The following is a 23,382-nucleotide window of genomic DNA, read 5'->3' as shown; positions in this document are numbered from 1 at the left end:
ATTGTATTTTATTTCTTTAATATTACAGCGGCTTCACGCGGACGTTTTACTTGCTTGCTTCCTTTGGTAAACGGGCGTGCAACGCGCCACAACAGAAGTGTTGTTACAATCGCTGCGTAGATTATCGGCTCAGCGGGCCAGCTTTTAACAGACATCAGAAAATGTATCGCACCGCCAGCAATGGCGACATAGACAAGCTTGTGCAGCGTGACCCATCGCCGACCGAGCTTGCGAATAGACCAGTTGTTGGAGGTAAGCGCCAACGGCACAAGAAGCGCCAGACTGATCATGCCTATGGTGATGAAGGGTCTTTTCACAATATCGGCTATGACTGCCGAAATGCTGAGCGCCTGATCCAGCACCATATAAACTGTAAAATGCATCAGCACATAATAGAATGCGAGAAGGCCAAGTGCGCGTCGATAACGCAGCAGACTGATGCCAGTGACATCGCGGATGGGTGTTACGAGTAGTGTCAGAATGAGAAAGCGCAGTGCCCAGAGGCCGAGCGTATGCTCAAAGCTTTTGACGGGGTCTGCGCCGAGCTGATCGGTTGCACCGAGATAGAACGCCCACAACGCTGGCAGCAAGCCCAGGATATAAAGTCCCCAGACCTTCAATTCATGGACCCGTGCAGATTTGGTCTTGGCACTGGCCATGTCAGTAATTCTTCTGCAGGTCCATGCCAGCATAGAGCGATGCCACTTCTTCGGCATAGCCGTTGAAAGGCAGGGTAGGGCGGCGACTCGAACCGAAGAAGCTGCCTTCACCGATCCTGCGTTCAGTAGCCTGGCTCCAGCGCGGATGGTCGACTGCCGGGTTCACATTTGCATAGAAGCCATATTCATTGGCAGCTTGCTGTTGCCATGATGTGGGCGGCTGTTTCTCGACGAAGCTGATTTTGGTGATCGATTTGATGCCCTTGAAGCCATATTTCCATGGAACAACCAGTCGGACGGGGGCTCCATTGGCGTTAGGGAGTGTTTCGCCATAAAGACCGACGGACAGAATTGTGAGCGGATGCATCGCCTCGTCTAAACGGAGGCCTTCGACATAGGGCCAGTTCAGGACCTGGAATAGCCCTTTTTGGCCAGGCATTTCTTCGGGGCGAACAACGCCGGTAAAGGCAATGTATTTTGCAGAGCCAAGTGGCTCGACCTGGGCCAGCAGGCTTGCCAGTGGGAAGCCTATCCAAGGGATGACCATCGACCATGCCTCCACGCAACGCATGCGATAGATGCGTTCTTCTAGCGGCATTTTGGCGATGAGATCCTGGATGTCGAATTCCTTCGGCTGTTTGACAAGACCATCGACTGTCAGGCGCCATGGCAAGGGTTTGAAATCGCCCGAATTGGCTGCCGGGTCGCTCTTGTCGGTCCCGAATTCGTAGAAATTATTGTAGGTTGTGACGGCCTCTTTTGGCGTCAGCTTTTCATCGACTTTATAAGACGAAGCTTTGGCCTTGAGCGGATCTGCAAACGCACCAGAGGCAAGCCCTGTTGCTGCCAGCGCACCAAGTCCGACCATGAATTCACGCCGCCGAAGATAGAATGTGCGCGGCGTGACCTGATCATCCGTCAGTCGGGCAGGCGAGAAGCGGCTAAATTTAACGTTGGTCATCGTTTTGAAATCCGTTCGTCGCAATTATAACCTATTTCTCCGCCTAAAGGCGTCAAAATCATGAAAAATTTGCCGCTCCATTGTGGCTCACGCTTTGTTGATGGATTTGAGGTGCTGTAACAGAATTGTAACATTGCGTAACTTTTCGTGTATTCCGCCACATTCTCGCTAAAACTCTGCTGTTAAGAGCACTACATTCATCGAGCCGGCAGGGGTCATAGAGAACCCGGGTGGAGCTGCCTTAAAACCTTCGTTAACATATCAGTGGCAAGTTGAGCTTATGGTAAAGAAGACGTTTATAGCCGCCATTATGATGGCGCTCGCAGCAACAACAAGCACCGCATTTGCGGAAGGCCAGCCTACGCCTGTGAAGGTCGTGAGCAAGGCTCAGGGCATGGCATTGAACGGCATTTCTGCCTCAATGAAAGATGAAACAGGCACTCCCCAGCTGGGTGAGGGCGTAACAATGCGCGAAAAAAAGATGGACGTAGAAACAACCCCTGAACAGAATTTTTCGCGCAGCAAGCGGTTCATTTATCGCTTCTATAAGCCTGAAAACGCTTCCAACGAGCTGATTGTTCTCCTGCATGGTTCGGGCGGCAATGAAGCGAGCCTCGTGCCACTGGCGTCTAAAATTTGGCCGCGTGCAACGCTGCTGGGTATTCGTGGCCGTGTGATGCAGGATGGCGGTACGCGCTGGTACAAGCGCATTACACCTGTCAAGTTCGACCAGAAGGATGTGAAGCTTGAAGCCAATGCATTCGTGACGTCTTTGACGCGCTTGGCTGAAGAAAAAGAACTCGACCTCTCACACGCAACTTTTGTTGGTTATTCCAACGGTGCCAATTTGCTGGCCGCAACCATGATGTTGCACCCCGATCTGGTGAAGCGCGCGGTGCTGATGCGCTCCATGCCGGTGCTGGACAATGTGTCGGTTGCCAATCTTGGCAAAGCCCGCGTGTTGACGATTACAGGTCAGGAAGACAAGCTTTATTCGCCTTTCGCCCCAGCCTTGTCGGCCTTGTTGCGCTCTGGCGGTGCAAAGGTAGATGCCCGTACAATTGAGGCTGATCATATGCTGGGTGAAAAAGACGCGGCTGCAATTAGCCAGTGGGTTGCATCGCTTGGACCAGATGGCGGACCAACCGTCACGATGAAAGCGAAATAATCACAAATACAAAAAAGCCCCGGATTGCCCGGGGCTTTTTTTGATTACAGCGATTCCAGTTAAGATTGAATCCTTGCAGCCACTGTAACTTTTTTGCGCATTACCCCTACGCAAAACCGCTTCCCACTTTTTGGCTCAAACGTTTTAACTTATCAGACTGATGTCATGTCGATGACGCCGCAGTCACCTGTTTCTGAGCCAAAGGCCAAACGACTGCCTTGGTCGTCCCAGCCCATGCTGGAAATTGCACCCTTGCCCGGACGACGCAGAAGAACTTCCTTCTGGTCCGAGAAGCGCACAAGAAGAACCATGCCGTCATTATAACCAATAGCGGTGATATCTTCGACTGGATGGCAGGCAACGGATGTTACCATGCTGTCGGCACGCAACCCCAATTCGAGCGGCGCTTTGCCCATCGGGCCATCTTTGCCAGCAAATGGCCAGACGATTGCGGCCGGTGCACCGGAGGTCGCCAGCCACTTGGCCTTAACGCTCCAGGACCAATCCTTGACCTTTGCGGGATAGCCCGTCATGCGCATGTGCTTGGTGTCTTCCAGACGCCAGCCGTGCAGCGCATTTTCTTGCATCGAGGTAATTAGAAAGCGACCGTCAGGCGAGAAAATGACGCCAATGTGCGCGCCTTTCCACTCCAGCTCCACAGGCTTTGCTTCGGTGCCGGTCCATATCAGGGTTGCGCCGTTGTAGCGCGCGATTGCGAGACGCTGCCCCTTGGGCGCAAAGGCTACGCCTTCGACACTGCGTTCCTGTGGAAATTCCTGCACTTTACCGTTGGACGTACGAACCCACGCGGTGCGCCCGGAGGCAAACCCAACGGTTCCGCCAGGGCCGCTTGCGACCGCAGTCATCCACTTGCGAGGAACTTTGGCCAATTCGGTGACGGTTCCGTCCGAAGCAGTGTGGCAAACGCGACCATCTTCGCCGCCGGTTACCAACGCCTTGCCGTCTACAGTCAATGTTGCGCTTAGAAGGCCGTCATGAGCTGTGCTGGTTTGGTGGCCATTGTCCAGCCGATGGATGGTTCCATCGGCCAGAGCAAAGAAGGGAACGCCGCTTATAAAGCGGGCATAGAGGCAATGACCATCAAGGTCGAGCGGGGCAACTGTAGGCATCAGCGTCCAATTTTACTTTGGCAATTTTACTTTGCCAATTTTACTGGGATTGGCAGTTTTCAAAACCGACTTTGAGTTCGGCCGCATTAAGCTCGCGTCCGATGAAGACAAGGCGGCTTTCATGCTTTTCTTCCGGCTTCCATGCGCGTTGATGATCGCCTTCGATGATCATGTGAACACCCTGAACCACGTAGCGGTCCGGATCGTCCTTGAACGCGATGATACCCTTGAGACGCAGAATGTTCGGACCCTGTGTCTGGGTGATATTCTGTATCCATGGAAAGAACTTTGCCGGATCGATTTCACCAGCACGAAGCGAAACGGATGTCACCGTCACGTCATGGATCGGCGACGCATGATGATGATCATGTCCGTGGTCGTGTTTGTGATCGTGCCGATGGTCATGCCCGTGATCATGATTGCAGTCGGGGCCGCAGGTATGATCATGATCATGGTGGTGGTCGTGTCCATGATGATGGTGATGATCATGTCCGTGATCGTGGTCGCAATCAGGGCCGCAAACATGGTCCGGGTGATCGTGATCAAGGAAGTGAGGATCGGTCTCAAGCGCGCGCTTCAAGTCGAAAGCACCGCGATCGAGGACGCGCTCAAGCGGGATCGAAGCGCGTTCGGTGCGGTGAATGATGGCATGCGGATTGATGGCGCGCACAGTCGCTTCGATCACGGCCAGTTCTTCAGGTGTCACGAGGTCGGTTTTGTTGATCAGAACCACATCGGCAAATGCGATCTGGTCTTCAGCTTCGCGGCTATCTTTGAGGCGCAGCGGAAGGTGCTTTGCATCAACGAGTGCGACGACCGCATCAAGGCCGGTCTTGGCGCGCACATCATCATCCATGAAGAACGTCTGCGCGACGGGAACCGGATCGGCAAGGCCCGTGGTTTCGACGATGATGGCGTCGAAGCGACCGGGACGGCGCATCAGGCCCTGCACCACGCGGATCAAGTCTCCGCGCACGGTGCAGCAGATGCAGCCATTGTTCATTTCGTAGATTTCTTCGTCCGATTCGACGATCAGATCGTTATCGATGCCGATCTCGCCAAATTCGTTGACGATGACAGCATAACGCTTGCCGTGATTTTCGGTGAGGATGCGGTTGAGAAGCGTCGTTTTACCCGAGCCCAGATATCCGGTCAGAACGGTAACGGGAATGCGGCCAGCTTCTGTGCCAGCGTCTGCAATAGACTTGTCCTCAGTATGGGCTTCAGCCTGGCTCATTGTTCATGCCTCTTGAAGTTGCTGCCTTTTGGTGCGCGCACAAACATGCGCCATCAAGGCTTCAGATCGGGTTATTCATATAAGGGAAGGCACTCGTGAATGCTATATGCAATGCTATATTATTACATGGGGACCAATCACGTTCTCGCCAATTGCTTGGGTGCAAAGCGTGCCAGATCAAACTGATCTACATCGCGGAGAAGCTCGATAAAGCCTGCCACGGCGTGCGTGAGGATTTTTTCGCCAGCTTCTGCTGTGGCAGCACTTGCATTCCCCGCAACGCCTTCCGCATTCAAATCATGCATTTTCCAGCCGAAAGCATGCGGACCATAGGCACGTAAATGTTTGAATTGTTTCGCGAATTCCGATTGCGCATTGGAAAAGCTTCCGGCTTTTGACATGTCGACGAGATCAGGTCGCAGGGCCAGCATCACCGATGTTTCGACAAAGCCGCCATGAATATCGAGCGATTTTTCTTCCGGTGTAATTAACCCCTCCGGCAGACCGAAACGGGTCCAGCTTGTGGCCACGGCCAGCATGTCGAGGCGTGTGCGCAGTTCGGTTGCGACAATGGTCATCAGCGGCGCGTTGCCGCCGTGGGCATTGAGCATCACCAGTTTGCGGATGCCGCCGGCATGAAGGTTTTCACCCATGCCGATCCATTGATTGACGGCTTCTGAAAATGCGAGGCTCTGGGTGCCTTCTGTATCCATGTGCTCAATGGAATAGCCAATGGGTTGGGCAGGCAGAAAGTTGACATTCATACTAGCTGGCAGGGCTTCGTTTACACGCGCGACGATGCCTTCTGCGATGATTGTATCTGTTTCAAATGGCAGGTGGGGGCCATGTTGTTCGTGAGCGCCAAGTGGCAGGACGACGATCATGTCACTGTTCTGGTCGCGCAGGTTTGTCATGTTTCCCTCATCCTATTTCAATTAGTGCACGGTTCGATCTGATTGAATCAGATGGGTGCTCTAAAATATTGTCTTGATGCGCATTTGACCGAAAGCCGGTCCCCACTTTTCGGGATGCGCTCTAAATGCAAAGCCTAACGCCAGAGGACTACGACCGCAACCTAGAGCATTTCTTGTTTAAGACGAATCGTTAGAAATGCTCTATCTATTTGTTTTTACGTATGTCTTCATTCCAAAATCGGTTCCCACTTTGGGGAGACATGCTCTAAGTCCTTACTTTGTTAGACCAAGAAGAGTTTCATCGAGGTGGAATAGTCAAAATCGCACATAGCAAAAGAGTGTGTAGCCATTGCTAGAGCGCCGTGCGCGCTCTTGGGCGCACAAAGGTCGCTCTAACACTTTATATTTACAGCATAATTCCTTAAACTGATTCAAGTTTAAGGAATTATGCTGTAGCGTCATACGATTTTCACCAAATTGATAATTACAGTCATATTTACTGGATAGATGTTTGTTATTTCATAAGTCGGACAATATTTTACTTTATAAATATGTGTGACAATGTCGATCCAGCGACAAACTAAAGTCGCAACAAGGGCGAGGTGGCGATGAGTAAGGACAATAAGGCGGTCATGCTGTACCGGCTGCAATCTGTAGCGCGTCTGACGCGTACAGTGTTGGCAACACGTCTTCTGGAGCTTGGGCTCTATGCTGGCCAGGATGCGGTTATGCTGCAGCTCGCCTCAGAAGATGGCCTGCCTCCGGGTGTGCTGGCTCAGCGGTTGGGGGTGCGCCCTCCGACTATCACCAAAACCATCACGCGCCTGCAAAGTCAGGGTTTTGTCGTCAAGCGCGCTTCGGAAACGGACCAGCGTCAGTCACATGTCTATCTGACACCGCAGGGGCTCGAAGCAATCAAGGTCATTGAGAAGGCCATTCGCAAGACTGAAAAAGACATGCTGAAAGGCCTCGACAAGAAGGAACGCAAGGCTTTTCTGAAGATGCTTGGGCGCATGGAAAGCAACCTGGTCGCGCGCGGTGCAGCACGCCTTACCGACGAGTTGGACAAGGAAGTTGTTGATGACGATGATGTGGAATAAGTGCATGGTCGCTAAGCCGCGCTGAAAAAACTTTCAATTCAATGATTGCAATGGCATAACCATCTGCAAGATGGGATGGCCGCTCCTCTGATTGTCTGGCCGATGCCATCCTGTTTCGACTGTGGCAAGACCATTTCGGGGAGGCGACTTGGCTCAGAAAATCAAGCTTTCGACCATCGCAGACGCGCTTGGTGTTTCGACGGCCACCGTTTCGCTGGCATTGCGCGACAGTCCGCTTGTCGCCGACCAGACGCGTGAAAAAATCAAGGAACATGCCCGGACCATCGGTTATATCTATAACCGGAGGGCGGCGAGCCTGCGGACATCCCGTTCCGGGATCGTAGGCGTTGTTGTGCATGACATCATGAATCCGTTCTTCGCCGAAATTTTGCGGTCGATTGAAACGGAACTTGATCGTTCGCGTCAGACCTTTATTCTTTCCAACCATTACGACCAGCTGGAAAAGCAGCGCACCTTTATGGATACGCTGCTGCAACTTGGTGCGGATGGCGTGATCATGTCACCAGCCATTGGCACGCCGCCGGAAGATATTCAGCTCGCGGAAGATAATGGTCTGCCGGTCGTGTTGATCGCACGTAGTGTCGAAGGTGTTCATGCGCCGGTTTTCCGCGGCGACGATGCCTATGGTATCGGGCTTGCGACCAACCATCTTATCTCGCTGGGCCACACACGCATTGCCATGATCGGCGGTACGGACCAGACCTCGACTGGCCGCGATCGTTATCGTGGTTATGTGCAGGCTATGGATAAGGCCGGATTTGAAGTGAACCCGGAATGGCGCATTTCGGGTCCACGTACTAAGCAGGGCGGCTTTGAAGTTGCGCCGCAATTTCTCGCATTGAAAGATAAGCCGACAGCGGCTGTGTGCTGGAACGATTTGACCGCTATCGGTCTGATGAACGGTATTTCACGTGCAGGCCTCGTGCCGGGTGAAGATATTTCTGTCACGGGTTATGATGATCTCGAAGAAGCGGCGATAGCAACGCCTGCACTCACAACGGTCTGGAATGGCCAGCGTGAAGTCGGCCGCCGTGCTGCGCGTGCGCTTCTTGATCAGCTGAACGGGGTTGAAGTTTCGTCGAACCAGGAACTCATCAAACCGGAATTGCATATCCGGCAGTCCACTTCAAAACCGAAACACGCCTGATTTCCCCATAACCGGGCTAGGTCCTCTGGTCCGATGAATTCTGCTTGAACTTAAGGAAGCTGCCATGACCCAACGTGAAGCGACCATTCTGGTGCTCGGTAATTTCAACGATTATGCCGTGCAGAGGCTCTCGGGGGAGTTCAAGGTCAAACGCATTCCTAAGGGGGATGCAACACTGGTCGATGCAAGCTGGGCGGAAGACGTCAAAGGTGTAGCAAGCATGTCGACGGTCAATGCCTCATTGATCGACGCATTGCCAAACCTCGAGATCATTGGCAATTTCGGCGTCGGTTATGACGCAGTCGATGCAAAGCATGCCGCGACCAAGAATGTCATGGTCACGAATACGCCGGATGTGCTGACCGAAGAAGTTGCCGATACGACGATCGGTCTGTTAATCGACACTGTTCGCGAGTTGTCAAAGTCGCAGGAGTTTCTCCGCGCGGGAAACTGGGTGAAGGAAGGCCGTTACCCGCTTTCCAAACTATCGCTGCGGGGTCGTAAGGTCGGTATTTTTGGGCTTGGACGTATTGGCAAGGCTGTCGCACATCGCGTTGAAGCCTTCGGTCTGCCGATTGCCTATCACAATCGTCGCAAGGCTGATGATGTGGCTTACGATTATTATCCAAGCCTGCTTGAGCTCGCCCAAGCGGTTGATACACTCATTCTGGTCGCGCCGGGTGGCGCTGAGACTGCCAAGGCAGTCAATACAGAAGTGCTGAAGGCGCTCGGTTCAGAAGGTGTTCTGGTCAATATCGGTCGTGGTTCGGTCGTTGATGAAGGTGCGCTTGCAGCGGCTTTGACGAATGGCACGATTGCTGCCGCTGGACTTGATGTCTTCGCCGATGAGCCCAATGTGCCACAGGCGCTGCTTGATGCGCCTAATACGGTATTGCTGCCGCATATTGGTTCTGCATCCGAGAAAACCCGTCAGGGCATGGCCGATCTTGTGATCGACAACCTGATTTCATGGTTCGACAAGGGGGAAGCACTAACGCCCGTGCCTGAAACCATTCACGTCAAGAACAAGTAAGATAAAGCGCCAGTCTCATTCATTGAAACTGGCGCTCTGATTTCAGGCTGTGCGCTGGGCCTTGTGTTGGCGCACCGCTTCGCCAAAGGCTTTGAAGATTTTCTGTGACGGGCCGTCAGTCTTTACCCAATATTCCGGGTGCCACTGTACGCCTACGATGAAACCTTTGGCGTTTTTCACGGAAACAGCTTCGACCGTACCATCCTCTGCCATTGCTTCAATTTCAAGTTCCGGAGCCAGTCTGTCGATTGCCTGACGGTGAACAGAATTGACCTTCACACTATCGGATTTCAAAATTTCAGCCAGACAGGAATTTGGTGCGATTTTCACCGGATGCTGAATTGCGAAGCGTTCGGCCTGACTGTCAGATACTGGCGCACGGTGATCCATCCGTCCTTCGAGTTCCTGAATTTCGGTGGCCAGCGTGCCGCCCAAGGCGACATTTAATTCCTGCAGGCCTCGGCAAATCGCTAAGACCGGGACGCCCTTTTCAATGGCTGCGCGGATCAGTGGCAGCGATGTTGCGTCGCGCGCATTATCATATGGCTCAAAGGCCGCGCTCGGTTCCACGCCGTATAGTTTTGGATTGACGTTCGATTTTGAACCAGTGACGAGCAGACCATCCACGCCATCTAAAATCGTGTCGGTATCCATTTTCTCGCCGAAGCTTGGAACAAGAAGAGGCGTGACCTCTGCGACATCAATTGCAGCTGCGAGATATTGCTCGGGTGCTGCGTGCCAAGTGTAATTTTCAAACGGCTTTACGTCTGTGGGCACAGCAATAAGAGGGCGAATAGATTTGGGCATGGTTGATTGCAATCCAGCAAAGGGATGTTGTTTGTGCATATGTAAAGCGCCGTACCAACCCGTGCAATCGTGAAGCTGATCACAGCTTCGCAACATATCGCTACGTTCTGTGTACTCTATTAACCGAGCGAGTTTTCAGGTGGTTATTGGGTTCACATAAACGTGATGTTGCTCTAAATATATAAAGGAAATTGGCAGTCGGGGGGATAAATGGCTGACGATCAGACTTTCTCTGTCGCAGGCAAAGTGATTGCCGTGACCGGAGGCTCTTCCGGTTTGGGTTTGCATATGGTGCGCGTGTTAGCGCGCCATGGTGCGCGTGTTATCTCGATATCACGCAGTCATGAAGGAGCAATACTCTGCCCCTCAGGTGGAGAAGTGCTGGAACTGATGGCAGATGTGACCAATCCCGATGAAATCAAAACCGCATTCGATGATGCGGAACAGCGTCTGGGACCAATCAACGTGTTGTTTAACAATGCAGGTGTCGCCCACGTGGCACGTGCGCTTGATACAACCCGCGACATGCTTGAGCATATCTTCGACGTGAATGTTGGGGGCTCTTTTTTTACCGCGCAGGAAGTGGCACGCCGGATGATCGAGCGCAGCCAAAGTGGCGCCATCGTAAATACGACAAGTATTCTTGCTGAGCGCCCTCAGAAGGGAACGGCTGCCTATGCGATGTCCAAGGCCTGTGTAACACAAATGACGCGTGCGCTGGCGCTTGAGTGGGCATCGCACGATATCCGGGTCAATGCCATCGCCCCGGGCTGGTTTCCGACGCGAATCAATGAAAGCCAGCTGTCCGGTCCTGCCGGCGGATATTTCAAGGGACGCAATCCAATGCGGCGTCTCGGAGAAATGCAGGATCTAGATGGCGTTGTCCTAATGCTGGCGTCAGATGCGAGCCGTTACATGACCGGGTCTGTGATTACTGTTGATGGTGGCCATCATATTTGACGTCTCGCGACGATCTTCCGGTGGTTTCTCCGCAATTTGATCTATGAACTGAGTTTTTCACTAAAAGAAGTGCCCGGTTTGGCATTGTATTCAGTCTTTGCGTGTCGTTACGGTGGCTTTTAACTTCATAATAGTCGATAGATCCTGCGCAGCGCATGGGTTTCGGCGTGTTGCAAATAAACTGAAAGCTGCGCCATGAGATCTTAGAGTTGTATTATTGCGTCCAGGTTGTACCGATCGTTGTTTGCTTAATAATAATCTGATTACATCTTATGGTAGTTGTAATAACAGCTTGTGGTTTAGTTTTACGAAAGGTATTTTTAAGTGATTGGTGGCATATTACCCCCTATGAAAGGGGTACAATCAACGAGATGTGGCGAAGCCTTCAACCTGAGATACCTGCCGATGTGCGGCTATCGTTTCTGCGTGCGCTTTACGGCAATCGCACAACTTTATGGTTTGGTTTGCTCGCCCACGTTGTGGCGTGTGTCGTCATCTATGTAAAAACGGCTGACTGGCACTTTCTGGGATTTGCCAGCTTTTTTACGGTTGTGGCGCTCGGTCGCCTCTATGACATGCATAAATTTGATCAGGCGAAGTTTGGCAGCCTGTCCCATGCGGATTTGGATAAATGGGAAGCCCGCTATCTGGTCGGTGCCTCCTTGGTTTGCGCAACGCTTGGAATGCTCTGCTTTTTCTCGAGCTACGTGTTACGTGATTCATTCGCTGAACTCGCAAGCCTGACCATTTTGCTAGCATCGGTTGTATCAATTGTTGGGCGCAATTATGCGTCGGCAAAAGCCGTGATCTTGATGTCGGCTTGCACGCTTATTCCGGTTCTGGCTGGCTTGATCCTCGCGGGAACGCCGTTTCATGTCGTCATTGGCTTGCTGCTGATCCCTTATTTTCTGTCCAATATCCAGATGGCCAACGGCCTTCGCGAATTCCTTTTCGCAGCGGTGATGGGCAAGCGGCGATTGTCCATCGTGGCCGGACGTTTCGATGCGGCGTTGAACAATATGCCGCAAGGACTGCTGATGTTCGATGCGCAGCAGCGCATTGCCGTTATCAATCACAAGACCAAGGCGTTGCTAAAGATCGCCGAGCACACCAAATTGCGTGGTCGCAGGTTGGAGGTGTTGTTACGTTATTGCGCCAAGCAGGGCCTGTTTCCGCATAATGATCTGATCAATATTCGTACCCGCATGCAGGACTTATTGTCGGGACGCAAAGCGCGCGACATTCTGCAACTGGCGGATAATCGCTATATTGAATGTATCGGTAATCAGACATCCAATGCGGGTGTGGTGCTGATGTTTGAAGATGTGACGCAGAGGGTCGAATCCGAAGCGCGCATTCAGCATATGGCTCGTTTTGACGGTTTGACCGGGCTGCCGAACCGTACTTACTTCGAAACGATGGTGCGTTCTCTTCGTGCACATCAGGAGCCCGATACACTTGCGGCGCTGATCGTCATCGACATCAACCATTTCAAGCATGTCAACGATACGCTTGGACATCATGTTGGCGACGTATTCCTGCGGCTTTTTGCAGAGCGGCTCAATTCGCTTGACCCGCAACGTTATGTTGCCTCGCGATTTGGTGGTGACGAGTTCGTTATTTTTGTTTTCAATCTTCGCGGCGAAGATGAAGTGGCTTCCGTCATGGACCACGTCATTTCGGTTGCAAGCGGCGTTTATGATCTTAACGGCGATCAGGTTCATATTGAAATCAGTGCTGGTGTCGCTACCGAGACGATTGAGAAAAGCGACGTCGGCAGCATGCATATGAATGCTGATTTGGCGCTGTATGAAGCCAAGGGCGAAGAAGGTAAGCAATGGGCGCTTTTTGTGAGTGCCATGGATACCAAATATCGCGGGCGGCAGAAATTGAAGGCTGATCTGCGTTTGGCTATTGAAAATCGCGAGATCAAGGTTGTTTATCAGCCGATTGTCAGCGCGCAGTCACTACGCGTCGTGGCCTATGAAGCACTGGCACGTTGGGAGCACTCGGAGCTTGGGCATGTGCCTCCGGCGGAATTCATTCCACTTGCAGAAGAAATAGGTATCATTTCGCAGATTACGCGATTTATGCTCGAGCAAGCTTGCTTAGACTGCAGCACATGGGGTGACCGGATTGGGGTTTCTGTCAATCTGTCGGCTATCGATTTGAAGAACAGTGATATCACCCGTGACATTGCCAATGCACTGCAGAAATCAGGACTTCCAGCCAGGCAGCTTGAGGTCGAAGTGACGGAAAGTGCGATCATCGCAGACCGTAACCAGACCTCGCTGGTTCTCCAGCGTCTTAAGAATGCAGGGATCAATATTGCACTGGATGATTTCGGCACCGGCTATTCAAGCCTCAGCTATCTCAACAGTTTGCCGTTGACCAAGGTCAAGGTTGATCGGTCTTTTGTGCATGACATCACCACTGACCGCCGTTCGCTGATGTTGTTACGAGGTGTGACCCAGCTTTCGCATGAGCTTGGGCTTGCCGTTACGGTTGAGGGCGTTGAAACGGAAGAGCAACTGGCACTAATACGTGTGGCAGCGGGTGCTGATCTGGTGCAGGGTTATCTCTTAGGTAAACCTGTTCCTGCGGTAGAAATTAGATCCTCTTCGGCCAAGGCAGTCGTGCCTCATGAAAGTGGGCGCAGTTTCGTCGGATAGAGCGCTGTGCGCCGTCTTGGGTGCACAAAAGTCGCATTACTTTATTTACTAAGCATCGTGCTTTTCAAAAACCTCAACGGGTTTTTGGGCCGATGCAGTAGTGTTTGCATAAGCAAGTGCTCGATCCTGTAAAACGAACTGTGTATCGGCGATGTACCCTATTTCATATTGGCAAATTTTAGCTATTTTCTTTAAAGCAATAAAGATGAAGATATTCATCTATCATTGAATGGCGTATTTAATTCGCTAATTACTTATAAGTAAAATTTAATAAAGGGGAAGGAATGAAGCGGTTTTTACGTTATCTATTATATGTAGTTATATGCATTATAATTGTTCTAGGTATTGGAGCGGCATTCTTTTGGAAAAAAATACATGAGTATTGGGCGGTGTATGAGTACGCTCAGGTGTTTAAGCCCGATGTGATTGATGAGAATTTTCGCAATCTTTACAAGCGCTACTCGTCAATCCGCATCCCACATACGAATGATGTTAGTCCTCTGCCAAAAGCCGAGCGGGCATTGCCCGAGACTTATGTCTACAAAGGCGAAACGCGCAAACTTTCTGATTTTCTCGACCGGACAGATACGACAGGATTTATCGTTCTCAAAGACGGCGTGATCGTCCATGAAGAATATGCGCGCGGTAACACCGAGAAAACGCAATCCATTGCGATGTCTCTTTCAAAATCCTTTGTTTCCTTTCTGATCGGCAATGCTGTTCATGATGGACAGATCAAGCTGGACGAGACGGTCGATCATTATGCGCCGGTGCTCAAAGAGGGTGGCTATAAGGGCGTTACTGTCAAAAACGTTCTGCAAATGTCGTCAGGTATTGGCTTCAACGAGAATTACGGCGATCTGAATTCAGATATTGTGCGTTACATCGTGCAGATGCTGACAGGCTCGGTTGTTGATTTCACCGCTCATTTGAAAAATGCGGTGCCACAGGGAACCGTCAATCAATATGTTTCTGCTGATACGCAGGTTCTGGCTCTGGTTCTCGAAGGGGCGACGGGCGTGCCGATTCAGCAATATTTCGGCGATAGGCTTTGGTCAAAACTCGGAGCAGAAGCTGACGCATACTGGCTGGCTGATTCAAAAGGCGAGGTTGTCGCTGCGGGTGGCTTGAATGCTGTTCTTCGCGATTATGCCCGCTTTGGGCTGCTCTACATGAATGAAGGGCGCAATTATCGCGGTGAGCAGATTGTGCCTGCCCAGTGGGTCCATGATTCCGTAACGCCTGATGAGCCATACTTGATGCCTGGACGGGAAATGCCCTCGGGGAAGACGGCTTATGGCTACGGCTATCAGTGGTGGATTCCCGCAGAGCCTCAAGGCGACTTTTGTGGCGTGGGGATTTACGGGCAATTCATCTACGTTAATCCCGCCAAACGCGTGGTGATCGTTAAAACGTCGGCTTATGCAAATTTCAATGTCGATGGTCAGGCAGTGAAAGAAGAAACAATCAACATGTTTCAATCTTTGGCCAACGCGATCTAGAGCATTTCCTGTTTAAGATGAATCGTTAGAAATGCGTCTCACTATTTGTTTTTACGCATGTCTCCCAAAACCGGTTCCCACTTTTAGGGTAAGCGTCCGGCGAAAGCATTTTTTCTTTGCTGGATATGCTGACTATGTGTTGCGGTTTAGCTCGTCCTCCATGATGCGTTCCATCACTTCAGGATCACATTTTTCCTCAATGAGGAATTGGCGGATTCCGCCATCCCACGTCCGTATGTCTGCAAGAAGCTCCTGGAGTCCCTCTACACCGTCTCCGGTAAGGCCCATGGTACCGTATTCGCTTCCGTCGCGGATATAAACCAATTCGCCCTCGGCAATATTGTCCGAGTTGGCAGTAACTTCGTCGAGCAGCTCGAGGTTTTCGCCGATCATGTCAGAGACCTCTTTAAGCGTATAGATAATCCTCGAACGTGCCATCATGCAGCCTCATGCAGGTCTTTTGCTGACGTCCAATGCCACGGCAGGAGCTCCTCAAGCCGATCCTTGGGGTGATCCTGGATCCTGGTCAGGACGTCTGTCAGATAGGCCTCTGGATTGTGCCCATGAAGTTTGGCTGTTTCGATGATAGTCAGGATACTGGCGATACGCTCGCCGCCCTTGTCTGATCCGGCGAAGAGCCAGTTTTTTCGTCCAATTCCAAGCGGACGCATGGCACGCTCGGCGATGTTGTTGTCGATTTCGACACGGCCATCATCGATGTAAACGCTCAATGCTGTCCATCGCGACAGCGCGTATCGCATCGCTTCGGCAAGCTTCTGTTTTTGCGGCAATGTCTGCTGCGTATCTTCGATCCACGCCTTCAGGTCCGCCAGAATGGGTTTGGCGTGTTGCTGGCGCAGTGTGCGGCGCTCACCGGGCAGCATGCCGCGGATACGATCCTCGATATCATAAAGCGCACCGATGCGTGACAGCGCCTCCTCGGCAATAGGTGATGGCTTGAGCTTGATCACATCATGGAACTTGCGACGCACATGCGCCATGCAGGCCGCCTCAATGATCTGATTGCCGTAAAGCTTCTTATAACCACCATAGCCATCGGCATGCATCACGCCGCTGAAGTTAGCGAGATGGTCAGCCGGATGCGCACCCTTGCGATCAGGACTATAATAGTAGGCGATAGCTGCGGGATTGGTATCCTGATAACCACGGCCATCGAAGACATAGACCCAGACCCTGCCTGTTTTGGTCTTTCCCCTCCCGGGATCGAGAACATCGACCGGGGTATCATCCGTATGTATCCGGTCGACCGCCGCGATATGGCCCCTGATCAGTAAAATGAGCGGCGTAAGCAGAATGGAGACGCGACCGACCCAATCGGCCATGACGGAGCGGGAGATGTCTACTCCCAGTCGGTCGTGCATCTCGGACAGACGGTAGAGCGGAATATGATCATCGAACTTGGCGACCATGATATGAGCGAGCAACCCTGGTCCAGGCTTACCGCGCTCGATTGGCAGAGTCGGTATTTTGCCAGACACTGTTGTATCGCAGTCTTTGCAGATCATTCGCTTTTCGACATGGCGGACAATCTTCACAGATGCCGGCACGTGCTCCATCACCTGAACCACCTTATCGGCGGCCTTCAGAAACGACATGCCCCCACAGGTCGGACAATTGCAGGGAGCCGTATAGACCACCTCCTGGATTGGAAGGTCATCTGGCAATGGTCTGCGCTTTGGCTTCTCGGATGCATCGTCCAGCTCCGGTAAAGGGTTCTTTCCAGAGCGCATATCAGACTCAGTGCGGGATGCTTCGATCTCCTCCAGCATCAATTCGAATTGCTCGATCTTTCGGTCTATCTTCTCAGAAGAAGCGCCGTGCTGTCGATGGCGGAGCAGATCCAACTGGGCGCGTAAAAGGTCGATAATGGTGTCACGCTTGCCGACTTCAGCTTCTTTCTCGCTGAGCTTCGCCGCCTGTTCAGCGACGAGCGCACGCAGTGCTGATAGCTCGTCCTGATTGTTTGGCGGCGTTGTTTTCATGCCCCAAAACATAGCTGATTTGCGCCGGAAGCGCTAGAATTTTTCCACGTTCGCCCTTGTAAAATATAGCTTTTAACCCGTGCGACCAGGAGCGGAAGTCCATGCCGGTCGACGCCAGTCGATACCTTCGACAAGCATGGAAAGCTGAGCCTGAGTCAGATGCGCCGCGCCCTCTTTAGCCGTCGGCCAGGGAAAGTATCCGCGCTCCAAAATCTTGTAGAACAAACAGAACCCCTGGCCATCCCACCATAAAAGCTTAATCCGATCCGCGCGTTTGCCCCGGAACCCGAAGATCGCACCAGACCCCGGTGCCTCCCTGGTGATCGCTTCGACCAATGCTGACAGACCATCAATTCCGCGCCGCATGTCGGTTACTCCGCAGGCCAAATAGACCCGTACATTCCCAGAAGGCCCGATCATGCCACCTCCACACAAGCGACCAAGGACGACAGCATCTCAAGATCTATCTCCCCTACAATTCTGAGTATCCGGCCATTCCTCAGAACAATCTCAACGTCTCCGGACCGCGACCGAAGACTACTCCTCGCGCAACCGTCGGCGGGGCCTCCCAACGACCCGATAACAGAAACCGGCACAAACGAAGAAGCATCCGGAACCTCTGGCTTGGGGAGAGAGAACTTGTTTCGCCAGGCATAGATCTGTTGGGGAAGAATACCATGTCGACGCGCCACAGCCGAAACACTGCCATCCGTGCCGAACGCTTCGTGCAATATCGAAAGCTTCAGCTCGGTGGACCATCGGCGTTGTCGTTCGGCTCCCGTTAGGATCTCATACTTCGACATTCATACCTCGTTACGTCACAAATGAATCATCTGTGACGTAACTTGCTATATAGAAGCCGCTTTCCAAAATCAGATCACCGGACGGGCACCTTTTAGGAGACATGTTCTAGCTTTGATCAAGGACAAGGTGAATGGCTGTGTAGAGCGTCGATCTGATTATCAGGTCGACGCTCTACACATTTTAACGCGCATCTTGGTCCGAAAACCGTTTCACACTTTTCGGGGTGCGCTACAGGCAGCTATTCACCGTCCCCATGTCACAAGTTAGGCCTCACGATAGCGTCACTTTGCTGGGTAAGAAGTTTATCTTTCACCGACGTGTGAGAAAAACTCCAAGTTATACCTTTACACGCTCATAAAGCATCTTATTCTGCGCGCTGATTTGATGGGTGCGGATACAATTTGAATGACCAATGAAGCTGTCTCCGGCGGGCAACCGCCGCTATCCAATTTCGCGCGGCAGCTCTTGCAGTTTCTGGATCGGGTAGAATATCGTCGTGTTGTTCAAGCGGAAGATCTCGAAGAGATCGGTCGGTTGCGCTATCGATCCTATCGTACACGCAATGTGATGCATGAAGCGGAAGTGCCATCAATCGTCGATGACATTGATCGCGATAGCCATGCCTTTGTCTATGGTATCCACATTGATGGGCAGTTGGTCAGTACGTTGCGAGTTCACCACATCACGCCAGATCATCGCCGCGGCACAAGCTACGCACTTTTTCCTGATATTCTTGATCCGTTGCTGAACAGCGGCATGAGCTTTGTCGATCCCACACGATTTGCAGCAGATCCTGAGCTGCTGAGCGAATATCCGGCCATTCCTTATGTCACGCTTCGCATTGCCGCGATGGCTTCCGAATATTTCGAAGCTGATCAATGTCTTGCTTCAGTCAAGCCAGAGCATATGGCGTTCTACAAGCGCATTTTTGGTACAACGGTTATGGCTGAAGCGCGTGAGCATGAAGGTTATGGGATCAGGGTTGGCCTCGGTGCCGCGCCTATCCGCAATATTCGTGACGCGGTTGCTGTTCGATTTCCTTTTTTCAAGTCGCAGCCGCATGAACGTCGCGCCATGTTTGGCAATCTTGTAAATGGCGTGGGACCGCTGACCATCTTGCCGACCGCCAAATATACGGGTCTGGGTGTGTAACATCAATTGATGCGGAAAATGTGCAAACGCACGATCCTTACGACTGATCTTTTAAATCTTTTTGAAAGTTGCTCTAAATATTTAGATGTAGCACTTTTTGAAAATTGCCGCTAGTTAGGTGGAGGAGCCGCACTAAGCGGCCACTTGCGGAATGGAGGGGCGCTGCGACAAACAGCCGGGTAGGAAAGCCAGAGGCTAACTCCGGTAAAGGTTGCATGCGCGTTGAAGATTGCGGATATTCTGGCTAAGAATAGTCAAAATATCTCAATGGGTGGAACTAAACATGGCAGAACATCACAATACAGCCCCAGCTGAACTTGGCGCGTCGATGGATTATCCTGAGCATGAGAAAACTTATGCGGGTTTCACGATCGTATTTAAATGGGGCACAGTAGCACTCGTTGCGCTTCTGGCTGCCATGGCGTTCGGCTTCTTCGCGGGTGGTTTCTTCTCCGCGACCGTTCTTTTCCTTCTTATCTGCGTTGCTGCCTGGTTCCTTCTCTAAGGACTTAAACCAGCAATAATCCGTACGATTTGATCGAATGCCTTGGTATTGGTGCCGCCCGCACCGTGCCGGGGCTTTATGCATGTCGTCTACTTTGAGCGCATCTCGAAAATTGTGAAACGGTTTTCGGAAAAGATGCGCGCGAGAACAAAATGTTGAGACCGCCGATCTCAATCAATGAGGTCGAAACGCCTCGAATGAACTTTGATGGAGCCTCTTCCCTGAGGTTCTGAATTGTGCCCGCCCGCAAGGTCGGATCAAGCCACGAAAGGGAAACCAGTTGGCCCAGACTATATTCATTCCGAAAGAGAGTGATCCCAACGAGACCCGCGTTGCGGCATCCGCCGAGACGGTGAAGAAATTCATTGCTCTTGGCTTTGATGTCGTGGTGGAAAAAGGCGCAGGCGAAAAATCGCGTATCATCGATACCGAATTTTCTGGTGCCGGGGCGCGTATAGGAACTGCGACAGATGCCAAAACGGCAGATGTGATCCTCAAAGTACGCCGTCCAAACGACGCGGAACTCAAAGGATATAAATCGGGCGCGGCTCTCTTTGCGATGCTTGATCCTTATGGTCACGAAGATGCCGTCGCAGCATTGGGCAAGGCTGGAATTTCCGCATTCACCATGGAATTCATGCCACGTATTACGCGTGCGCAGGTGATGGACGTTTTGTCATCACAGGCCAATCTCGCGGGTTATCAGGCGGTCATTGACGCGTCCTCAACCTATGATCGCGCCATGCCGATGATGATGACGGCAGCGGGCACTGTTCCTGCGGCGCGCGTTTTTGTCATGGGTGCGGGTGTTGCAGGCTTGCAGGCTATTGCGACCGCACGTCGTCTTGGTGCTGTCGTAACCGCAACCGACGTGCGTCCGGCTGCCAAAGAGCAGGTGGCTTCCCTTGGTGCGAAATTCATCGCTGTCGAGGATGACGAGTTCAAGGCGGCTGAAACATCAGGCGGTTACGCCAAGGAAATGTCGAAGGAATATCAGGCAAAACAGGCTGCACTCGTTGCCGACCATATTGCCAAGCAGGATATAGTCATTACCACAGCACTCATTCCCGGCCGTCCGGCTCCGCGACTTGTGACCAAGGAAATGGTTGCGGCCATGCGTCCGGGTTCGGTGCTGATCGATCTGGCGGTTGAGCGCGGCGGCAACGTTGAGGGTGCAATTGCTGGTCAGGTTGCCGAGGTGAATGGTGTAAAGATTGTCGGGCATCTCAATGTACCGGGCCGGATCGCAGCGACTGCCTCGCAACTTTATGCGCGTAATCTTTATGCGTTCCTTGAAACACTTGTCGACAAGGAAGCCAAGCTTCTCAAACTCGATCCAGAAGAAGAGCTGGTAAAGGCAACGCTTCTTACCCATCAGGGCAAGGTCGTGCATCCGGCTTTTGCCAAGGTTGACGTGGTCCCCGTGGTTGAGGCCGAAACAGTCGCAAAGCCGAAAGCAGCACCCAAGACAAAGCCAGCGGCTGTGAAAGCAGAAGCGGCACCTGCTGCTGTAAAACCTGCTCGCAAGACAACCAAAAAAGCTCCCGCAAAAGCCGCAAAAACTTCCGCTGATGGAGGAGAGGCATAATGGCCGATACAGCACTTGAAAAAGCTCTCGAGAGCCTCAATCAAGCGGCAGATGCCGTAAGACAGGCAGCCGAAAACACCGCTGGTCTTGGGGATGCAGCGGCGGCTGCAGCACATGCCGCAACGGGTGGTGTGGTCGATCCGTTTGTTTTCCGCTTTGCGATCTTTATCCTGTCGATCTTCGTCGGATATTACGTCGTCTGGCAGGTGACACCTGCGCTCCACACCCCGCTTATGGCCGTCACCAACGCTATTTCATCCGTCATTGTTGTCGGTGCACTGCTTGCGGTTGGCCTGTCGCTTTCGGGCTGGGCCACTGGCTTTGGTTTCATTGCGCTGATTCTTGCGAGCGTGAATATTTTTGGTGGCTTCCTCGTCACCCAGCGCATGCTTGCCATGTACAAGAAAAAAGAAAAGTGAGGCTGAACCATCATGAGCATTAATGTTGCAGCCTTTCTTTATCTCGTCTCGGGCGTGCTGTTTATTCTGGCGCTGCGTGGTTTGTCACATCCCACGACCAGCCGTCAGGGCAACACGTTCGGCATGGTTGGTATGGCCATTGCTATTGTTACGACATTGTTGCTGGCCCGCCCAAGCTTCGGCGGTCTGGTCCTGATCCTTCTTGGTATCGGTATTGGTGGCGGTATTGGCGCGGTGATTGCGCGTCGTATTGCCATGACGGCGATGCCGCAGCTCGTTGCGGCCTTTCACTCGCTGATCGGTCTTGCGGCGGTTCTCGTTGCGGCTGCTGCGATTTACTCGCCGCATTCCTTTGACATTGGTGAAGTGGGCCAGATCCACGCTCAGGCTCTGATTGAGATGTCGCTTGGCGTTGCTATTGGCGCGATTACCTTTACTGGCTCGATCATAGCCTTTCTTAAGCTCGACGGTCGTATGTCGGGCAAGCCGATCATGCTGCCCGGACGCCACCTGATCAATGCAGCACTCGCAATTGCGATTGTTTTGCTGATCGCCGTTCTGGTGAACACCGAAAGCCATTTCGTATTCTGGTTGATCGTTGTCCTATCGCTTGTCTTCGGTGTGTTGATCATCGTGCCAATTGGCGGCGCGGATATGCCGGTTGTCGTCTCCATGCTCAACTCCTATTCGGGCTGGGCTGCGGCAGGTATCGGTTTTACGTTAGGCAATCTGGCGCTGATCATCACTGGTGCGCTGGTTGGTTCGTCCGGTGCGATCCTGTCTTACATCATGTGTAAGGGCATGAACCGTTCGTTCATCTCGGTTATTCTCGGCGGCTTTGGTGGCGACACTTCTGCTGCCGGCGGTAATGGCGAGGTCGAACAACGCCCGGTCAAGCAGGGCTCGGCTGACGATGCGGCTTTCATCATGAAGAATGCATCGAAGGTTATCATCGTGCCGGGTTACGGTATGGCGGTAGCACAGGCACAGCACGCGCTGCGTGAAATGGCCGATAAGCTGAAGGCCGAAGGCGTGGAAGTGAAATACGCAATCCACCCTGTTGCCGGTCGTATGCCTGGCCATATGAACGTGTTGCTGGCTGAAGCCAATGTGCCTTACGATGAAGTGTTCGAACTTGAAGACATCAATTCGGAATTTGCGACGGCTGATGTTGCCTTCGTGATTGGTGCGAATGACGTGACCAATCCGGCAGCGAAGACCGATCCGCAATCGCCGATTTTCGGTATGCCGATCCTTGATGTCGACAAAGCTGGCACGGTTCTGTTCATCAAGCGCGGCATGGGCTCAGGCTATGCGGGCGTGGAAAACGAGCTGTTCTTCCGCGACAACACCATGATGCTCTTTGCTGACGCGAAGAAGATGGTGGAGAGTATTGTGAAGGCTTTGGATCACTAGGCCTTTGATATTCGGGTTCTGGCGGCCTGCAAATGACATGGTTCTGCGCTTCCGGTGCTCATGTACTTTAAGTACACTCCGCTCCGGTTCTCAAACCCCACCATTTTCGGCGCGCCATTTCCCCGAATCTCATAAGGCCGGGGTGTTCTGGCAAGAAACAAAAACGGCGGCTTCGAGCCGCCGT

22 protein-coding genes are annotated in these 23,382 nt (G+C 52.3%); 12 read left to right on the top strand and 10 right to left on the bottom strand.

The window, feature by feature from the left end; genetic code table 11:
* Nucleotides 1-8 precede the first annotated feature (8 nt).
* The gene (gene msrQ / locus CES85_RS18445) at nucleotides 9-659 is read right to left on the bottom strand and encodes a protein-methionine-sulfoxide reductase heme-binding subunit MsrQ (RefSeq protein ID WP_095447237.1); all 651 of its coding nucleotides are present in this window, start codon (nucleotides 657-659) and stop codon (nucleotides 9-11) included.
* A gap of 1 nt (nucleotide 660) precedes the next feature.
* Nucleotides 661-1,620 carry a protein-methionine-sulfoxide reductase catalytic subunit MsrP gene (gene msrP, locus CES85_RS18440; RefSeq protein ID WP_095447964.1) on the bottom strand — a complete coding sequence of 320 codons (960 nt, stop codon included), beginning with the start codon at nucleotides 1,618-1,620 and terminating at the stop codon, nucleotides 661-663.
* A gap of 313 nt (nucleotides 1,621-1,933) precedes the next feature.
* On the opposite strand from msrP, the gene CES85_RS18435 reads away from it, so the two are divergent.
* Nucleotides 1,934-2,788 carry an alpha/beta hydrolase gene (locus CES85_RS18435; RefSeq protein ID WP_404901458.1) on the top strand — a complete coding sequence of 285 codons (855 nt, stop codon included), beginning with the start codon at nucleotides 1,934-1,936 and terminating at the stop codon, nucleotides 2,786-2,788.
* Nucleotides 2,789-2,940: 152 nt separating this feature from the next.
* On the opposite strand, the gene CES85_RS18430 is transcribed toward CES85_RS18435, so the two are convergent.
* The 3 genes from CES85_RS18430 to CES85_RS18420 form a co-directional block, all read right to left on the bottom strand.
* Nucleotides 2,941-3,918, bottom strand: coding sequence for a WD40 repeat domain-containing protein (locus tag CES85_RS18430; protein ID WP_095447235.1), 978 nt, complete (start codon nucleotides 3,916-3,918; stop codon nucleotides 2,941-2,943).
* Nucleotides 3,919-3,958: 40 nt separating this feature from the next.
* Nucleotides 3,959-5,155, bottom strand: coding sequence for a CobW family GTP-binding protein (locus CES85_RS18425; RefSeq protein WP_095447234.1), 1,197 nt, complete (start codon nucleotides 5,153-5,155; stop codon nucleotides 3,959-3,961).
* 137 nt (nucleotides 5,156-5,292) lie between these two features.
* Entirely contained in the window at nucleotides 5,293-6,069 is a 777-nt protein-coding gene (locus CES85_RS18420; protein ID WP_095447233.1) for a creatininase family protein, read from the bottom strand.
* A 608-nt stretch (nucleotides 6,070-6,677) separates the two neighbouring features.
* Here CES85_RS18420 and CES85_RS18415 point away from each other — a divergent pair.
* The 3 genes from CES85_RS18415 (at nucleotide 6,678) to CES85_RS18405 (ending at nucleotide 9,370) form a co-directional block, all read left to right on the top strand.
* Nucleotides 6,678-7,169: a MarR family winged helix-turn-helix transcriptional regulator gene (locus CES85_RS18415; protein ID WP_095447232.1), complete on the top strand. Its 492-nt coding sequence runs from the start codon at nucleotides 6,678-6,680 to the stop codon at nucleotides 7,167-7,169.
* Between the two features lie 148 nt (nucleotides 7,170-7,317).
* Nucleotides 7,318-8,337, top strand: coding sequence for a LacI family DNA-binding transcriptional regulator (locus tag CES85_RS18410; RefSeq protein WP_095447231.1), 1,020 nt, complete (start codon nucleotides 7,318-7,320; stop codon nucleotides 8,335-8,337).
* A gap of 64 nt (nucleotides 8,338-8,401) precedes the next feature.
* Nucleotides 8,402-9,370 carry a 2-hydroxyacid dehydrogenase gene (locus CES85_RS18405; RefSeq protein WP_095447230.1) on the top strand — a complete coding sequence of 323 codons (969 nt, stop codon included), beginning with the start codon at nucleotides 8,402-8,404 and terminating at the stop codon, nucleotides 9,368-9,370.
* A gap of 42 nt (nucleotides 9,371-9,412) precedes the next feature.
* On the opposite strand, the gene CES85_RS18400 is transcribed toward CES85_RS18405, so the two are convergent.
* Entirely contained in the window at nucleotides 9,413-10,177 is a 765-nt protein-coding gene (locus CES85_RS18400; protein ID WP_095447229.1) for a gamma-glutamyl-gamma-aminobutyrate hydrolase family protein, read from the bottom strand.
* 210 nt (nucleotides 10,178-10,387) lie between these two features.
* On the opposite strand from CES85_RS18400, the gene CES85_RS18395 reads away from it, so the two are divergent.
* The 3 genes from CES85_RS18395 to CES85_RS18385 all read left to right on the top strand — a co-directional run bounded on the left by CES85_RS18395 (nucleotide 10,388) and on the right by CES85_RS18385 (nucleotide 15,311).
* A complete protein-coding gene (locus tag CES85_RS18395; protein ID WP_095447228.1) occupies nucleotides 10,388-11,137 on the top strand; it encodes an SDR family NAD(P)-dependent oxidoreductase in 750 nt (249 codons plus the stop codon).
* Between the two features lie 371 nt (nucleotides 11,138-11,508).
* Nucleotides 11,509-13,809, top strand: coding sequence for a putative bifunctional diguanylate cyclase/phosphodiesterase (locus CES85_RS18390; protein ID WP_095447227.1), 2,301 nt, complete (start codon nucleotides 11,509-11,511; stop codon nucleotides 13,807-13,809).
* A gap of 284 nt (nucleotides 13,810-14,093) precedes the next feature.
* A complete protein-coding gene (locus CES85_RS18385) occupies nucleotides 14,094-15,311 on the top strand; it encodes a serine hydrolase domain-containing protein (RefSeq protein WP_095447226.1) in 1,218 nt (405 codons plus the stop codon).
* A gap of 132 nt (nucleotides 15,312-15,443) precedes the next feature.
* Here the strand turns inward: CES85_RS18385 and CES85_RS18380 are convergent, their stop codons facing one another.
* From CES85_RS18380 to tnpA, 4 genes are all read right to left on the bottom strand, one after another.
* Nucleotides 15,444-15,749, bottom strand: coding sequence for a hypothetical protein (locus tag CES85_RS18380; protein ID WP_095447963.1), 306 nt, complete (start codon nucleotides 15,747-15,749; stop codon nucleotides 15,444-15,446).
* Entirely contained in the window at nucleotides 15,749-17,314 is a 1,566-nt protein-coding gene (tnpC, locus tag CES85_RS18375) for an IS66 family transposase (RefSeq protein ID WP_095447962.1), read from the bottom strand. Before tnpC ends, CES85_RS18380 begins: the two co-directional genes overlap by 1 nt.
* A 72-nt stretch (nucleotides 17,315-17,386) precedes the next feature.
* Nucleotides 17,387-17,734 (bottom strand): IS66 family insertion sequence element accessory protein TnpB, encoded by a 348-nt coding sequence (tnpB, locus tag CES85_RS18370; RefSeq protein WP_095447225.1) that lies wholly within the window; start codon nucleotides 17,732-17,734, stop codon nucleotides 17,387-17,389.
* Nucleotides 17,731-18,117: an IS66-like element accessory protein TnpA gene (gene tnpA, locus CES85_RS28325; protein ID WP_095447224.1), complete on the bottom strand. Its 387-nt coding sequence runs from the start codon at nucleotides 18,115-18,117 to the stop codon at nucleotides 17,731-17,733. The genes tnpB and tnpA overlap by 4 nt, the downstream gene beginning before the upstream one ends.
* A 406-nt stretch (nucleotides 18,118-18,523) precedes the next feature.
* Here tnpA and CES85_RS18360 point away from each other — a divergent pair, with 406 nt between their 5' ends.
* The 5 genes from CES85_RS18360 to CES85_RS18340 all read left to right on the top strand — a co-directional run bounded on the left by CES85_RS18360 (nucleotide 18,524) and on the right by CES85_RS18340 (nucleotide 23,198).
* Entirely contained in the window at nucleotides 18,524-19,270 is a 747-nt protein-coding gene (locus CES85_RS18360) for an N-acyl amino acid synthase FeeM domain-containing protein (RefSeq protein ID WP_095447223.1), read from the top strand.
* A 283-nt stretch (nucleotides 19,271-19,553) separates the two neighbouring features.
* Nucleotides 19,554-19,775: an aa3-type cytochrome c oxidase subunit IV gene (locus CES85_RS18355; protein WP_024899281.1), complete on the top strand. Its 222-nt coding sequence runs from the start codon at nucleotides 19,554-19,556 to the stop codon at nucleotides 19,773-19,775.
* Between the two features lie 280 nt (nucleotides 19,776-20,055).
* Complete coding sequence (locus tag CES85_RS18350) at nucleotides 20,056-21,363, top strand: Re/Si-specific NAD(P)(+) transhydrogenase subunit alpha (RefSeq protein ID WP_095447222.1); 1,308 nt, start codon at nucleotides 20,056-20,058, stop codon at nucleotides 21,361-21,363.
* The gene (locus tag CES85_RS18345) at nucleotides 21,363-21,782 is read left to right on the top strand and encodes an NAD(P) transhydrogenase subunit alpha part 2 (RefSeq protein WP_095447221.1); all 420 of its coding nucleotides are present in this window, start codon (nucleotides 21,363-21,365) and stop codon (nucleotides 21,780-21,782) included. Before CES85_RS18350 ends, CES85_RS18345 begins: the two co-directional genes overlap by 1 nt.
* Before the next feature lie 12 nt (nucleotides 21,783-21,794).
* Nucleotides 21,795-23,198, top strand: a complete 1,404-nt coding sequence (locus tag CES85_RS18340; RefSeq protein ID WP_095447220.1) for an NAD(P)(+) transhydrogenase (Re/Si-specific) subunit beta — start codon at nucleotides 21,795-21,797, stop codon at nucleotides 23,196-23,198.
* The last annotated feature ends 184 nt before the right edge of the window (nucleotides 23,199-23,382 follow it).

The sequence above is a fragment of the Ochrobactrum quorumnocens genome (assembly GCF_002278035.1).
Lineage (GTDB): Bacteria > Pseudomonadota > Alphaproteobacteria > Rhizobiales > Rhizobiaceae > Brucella > Brucella quorumnocens.
The sequence above is the reverse complement of the archived record's forward strand: the minus strand, read 5'-3'. Positions and strand labels throughout refer to the sequence as shown.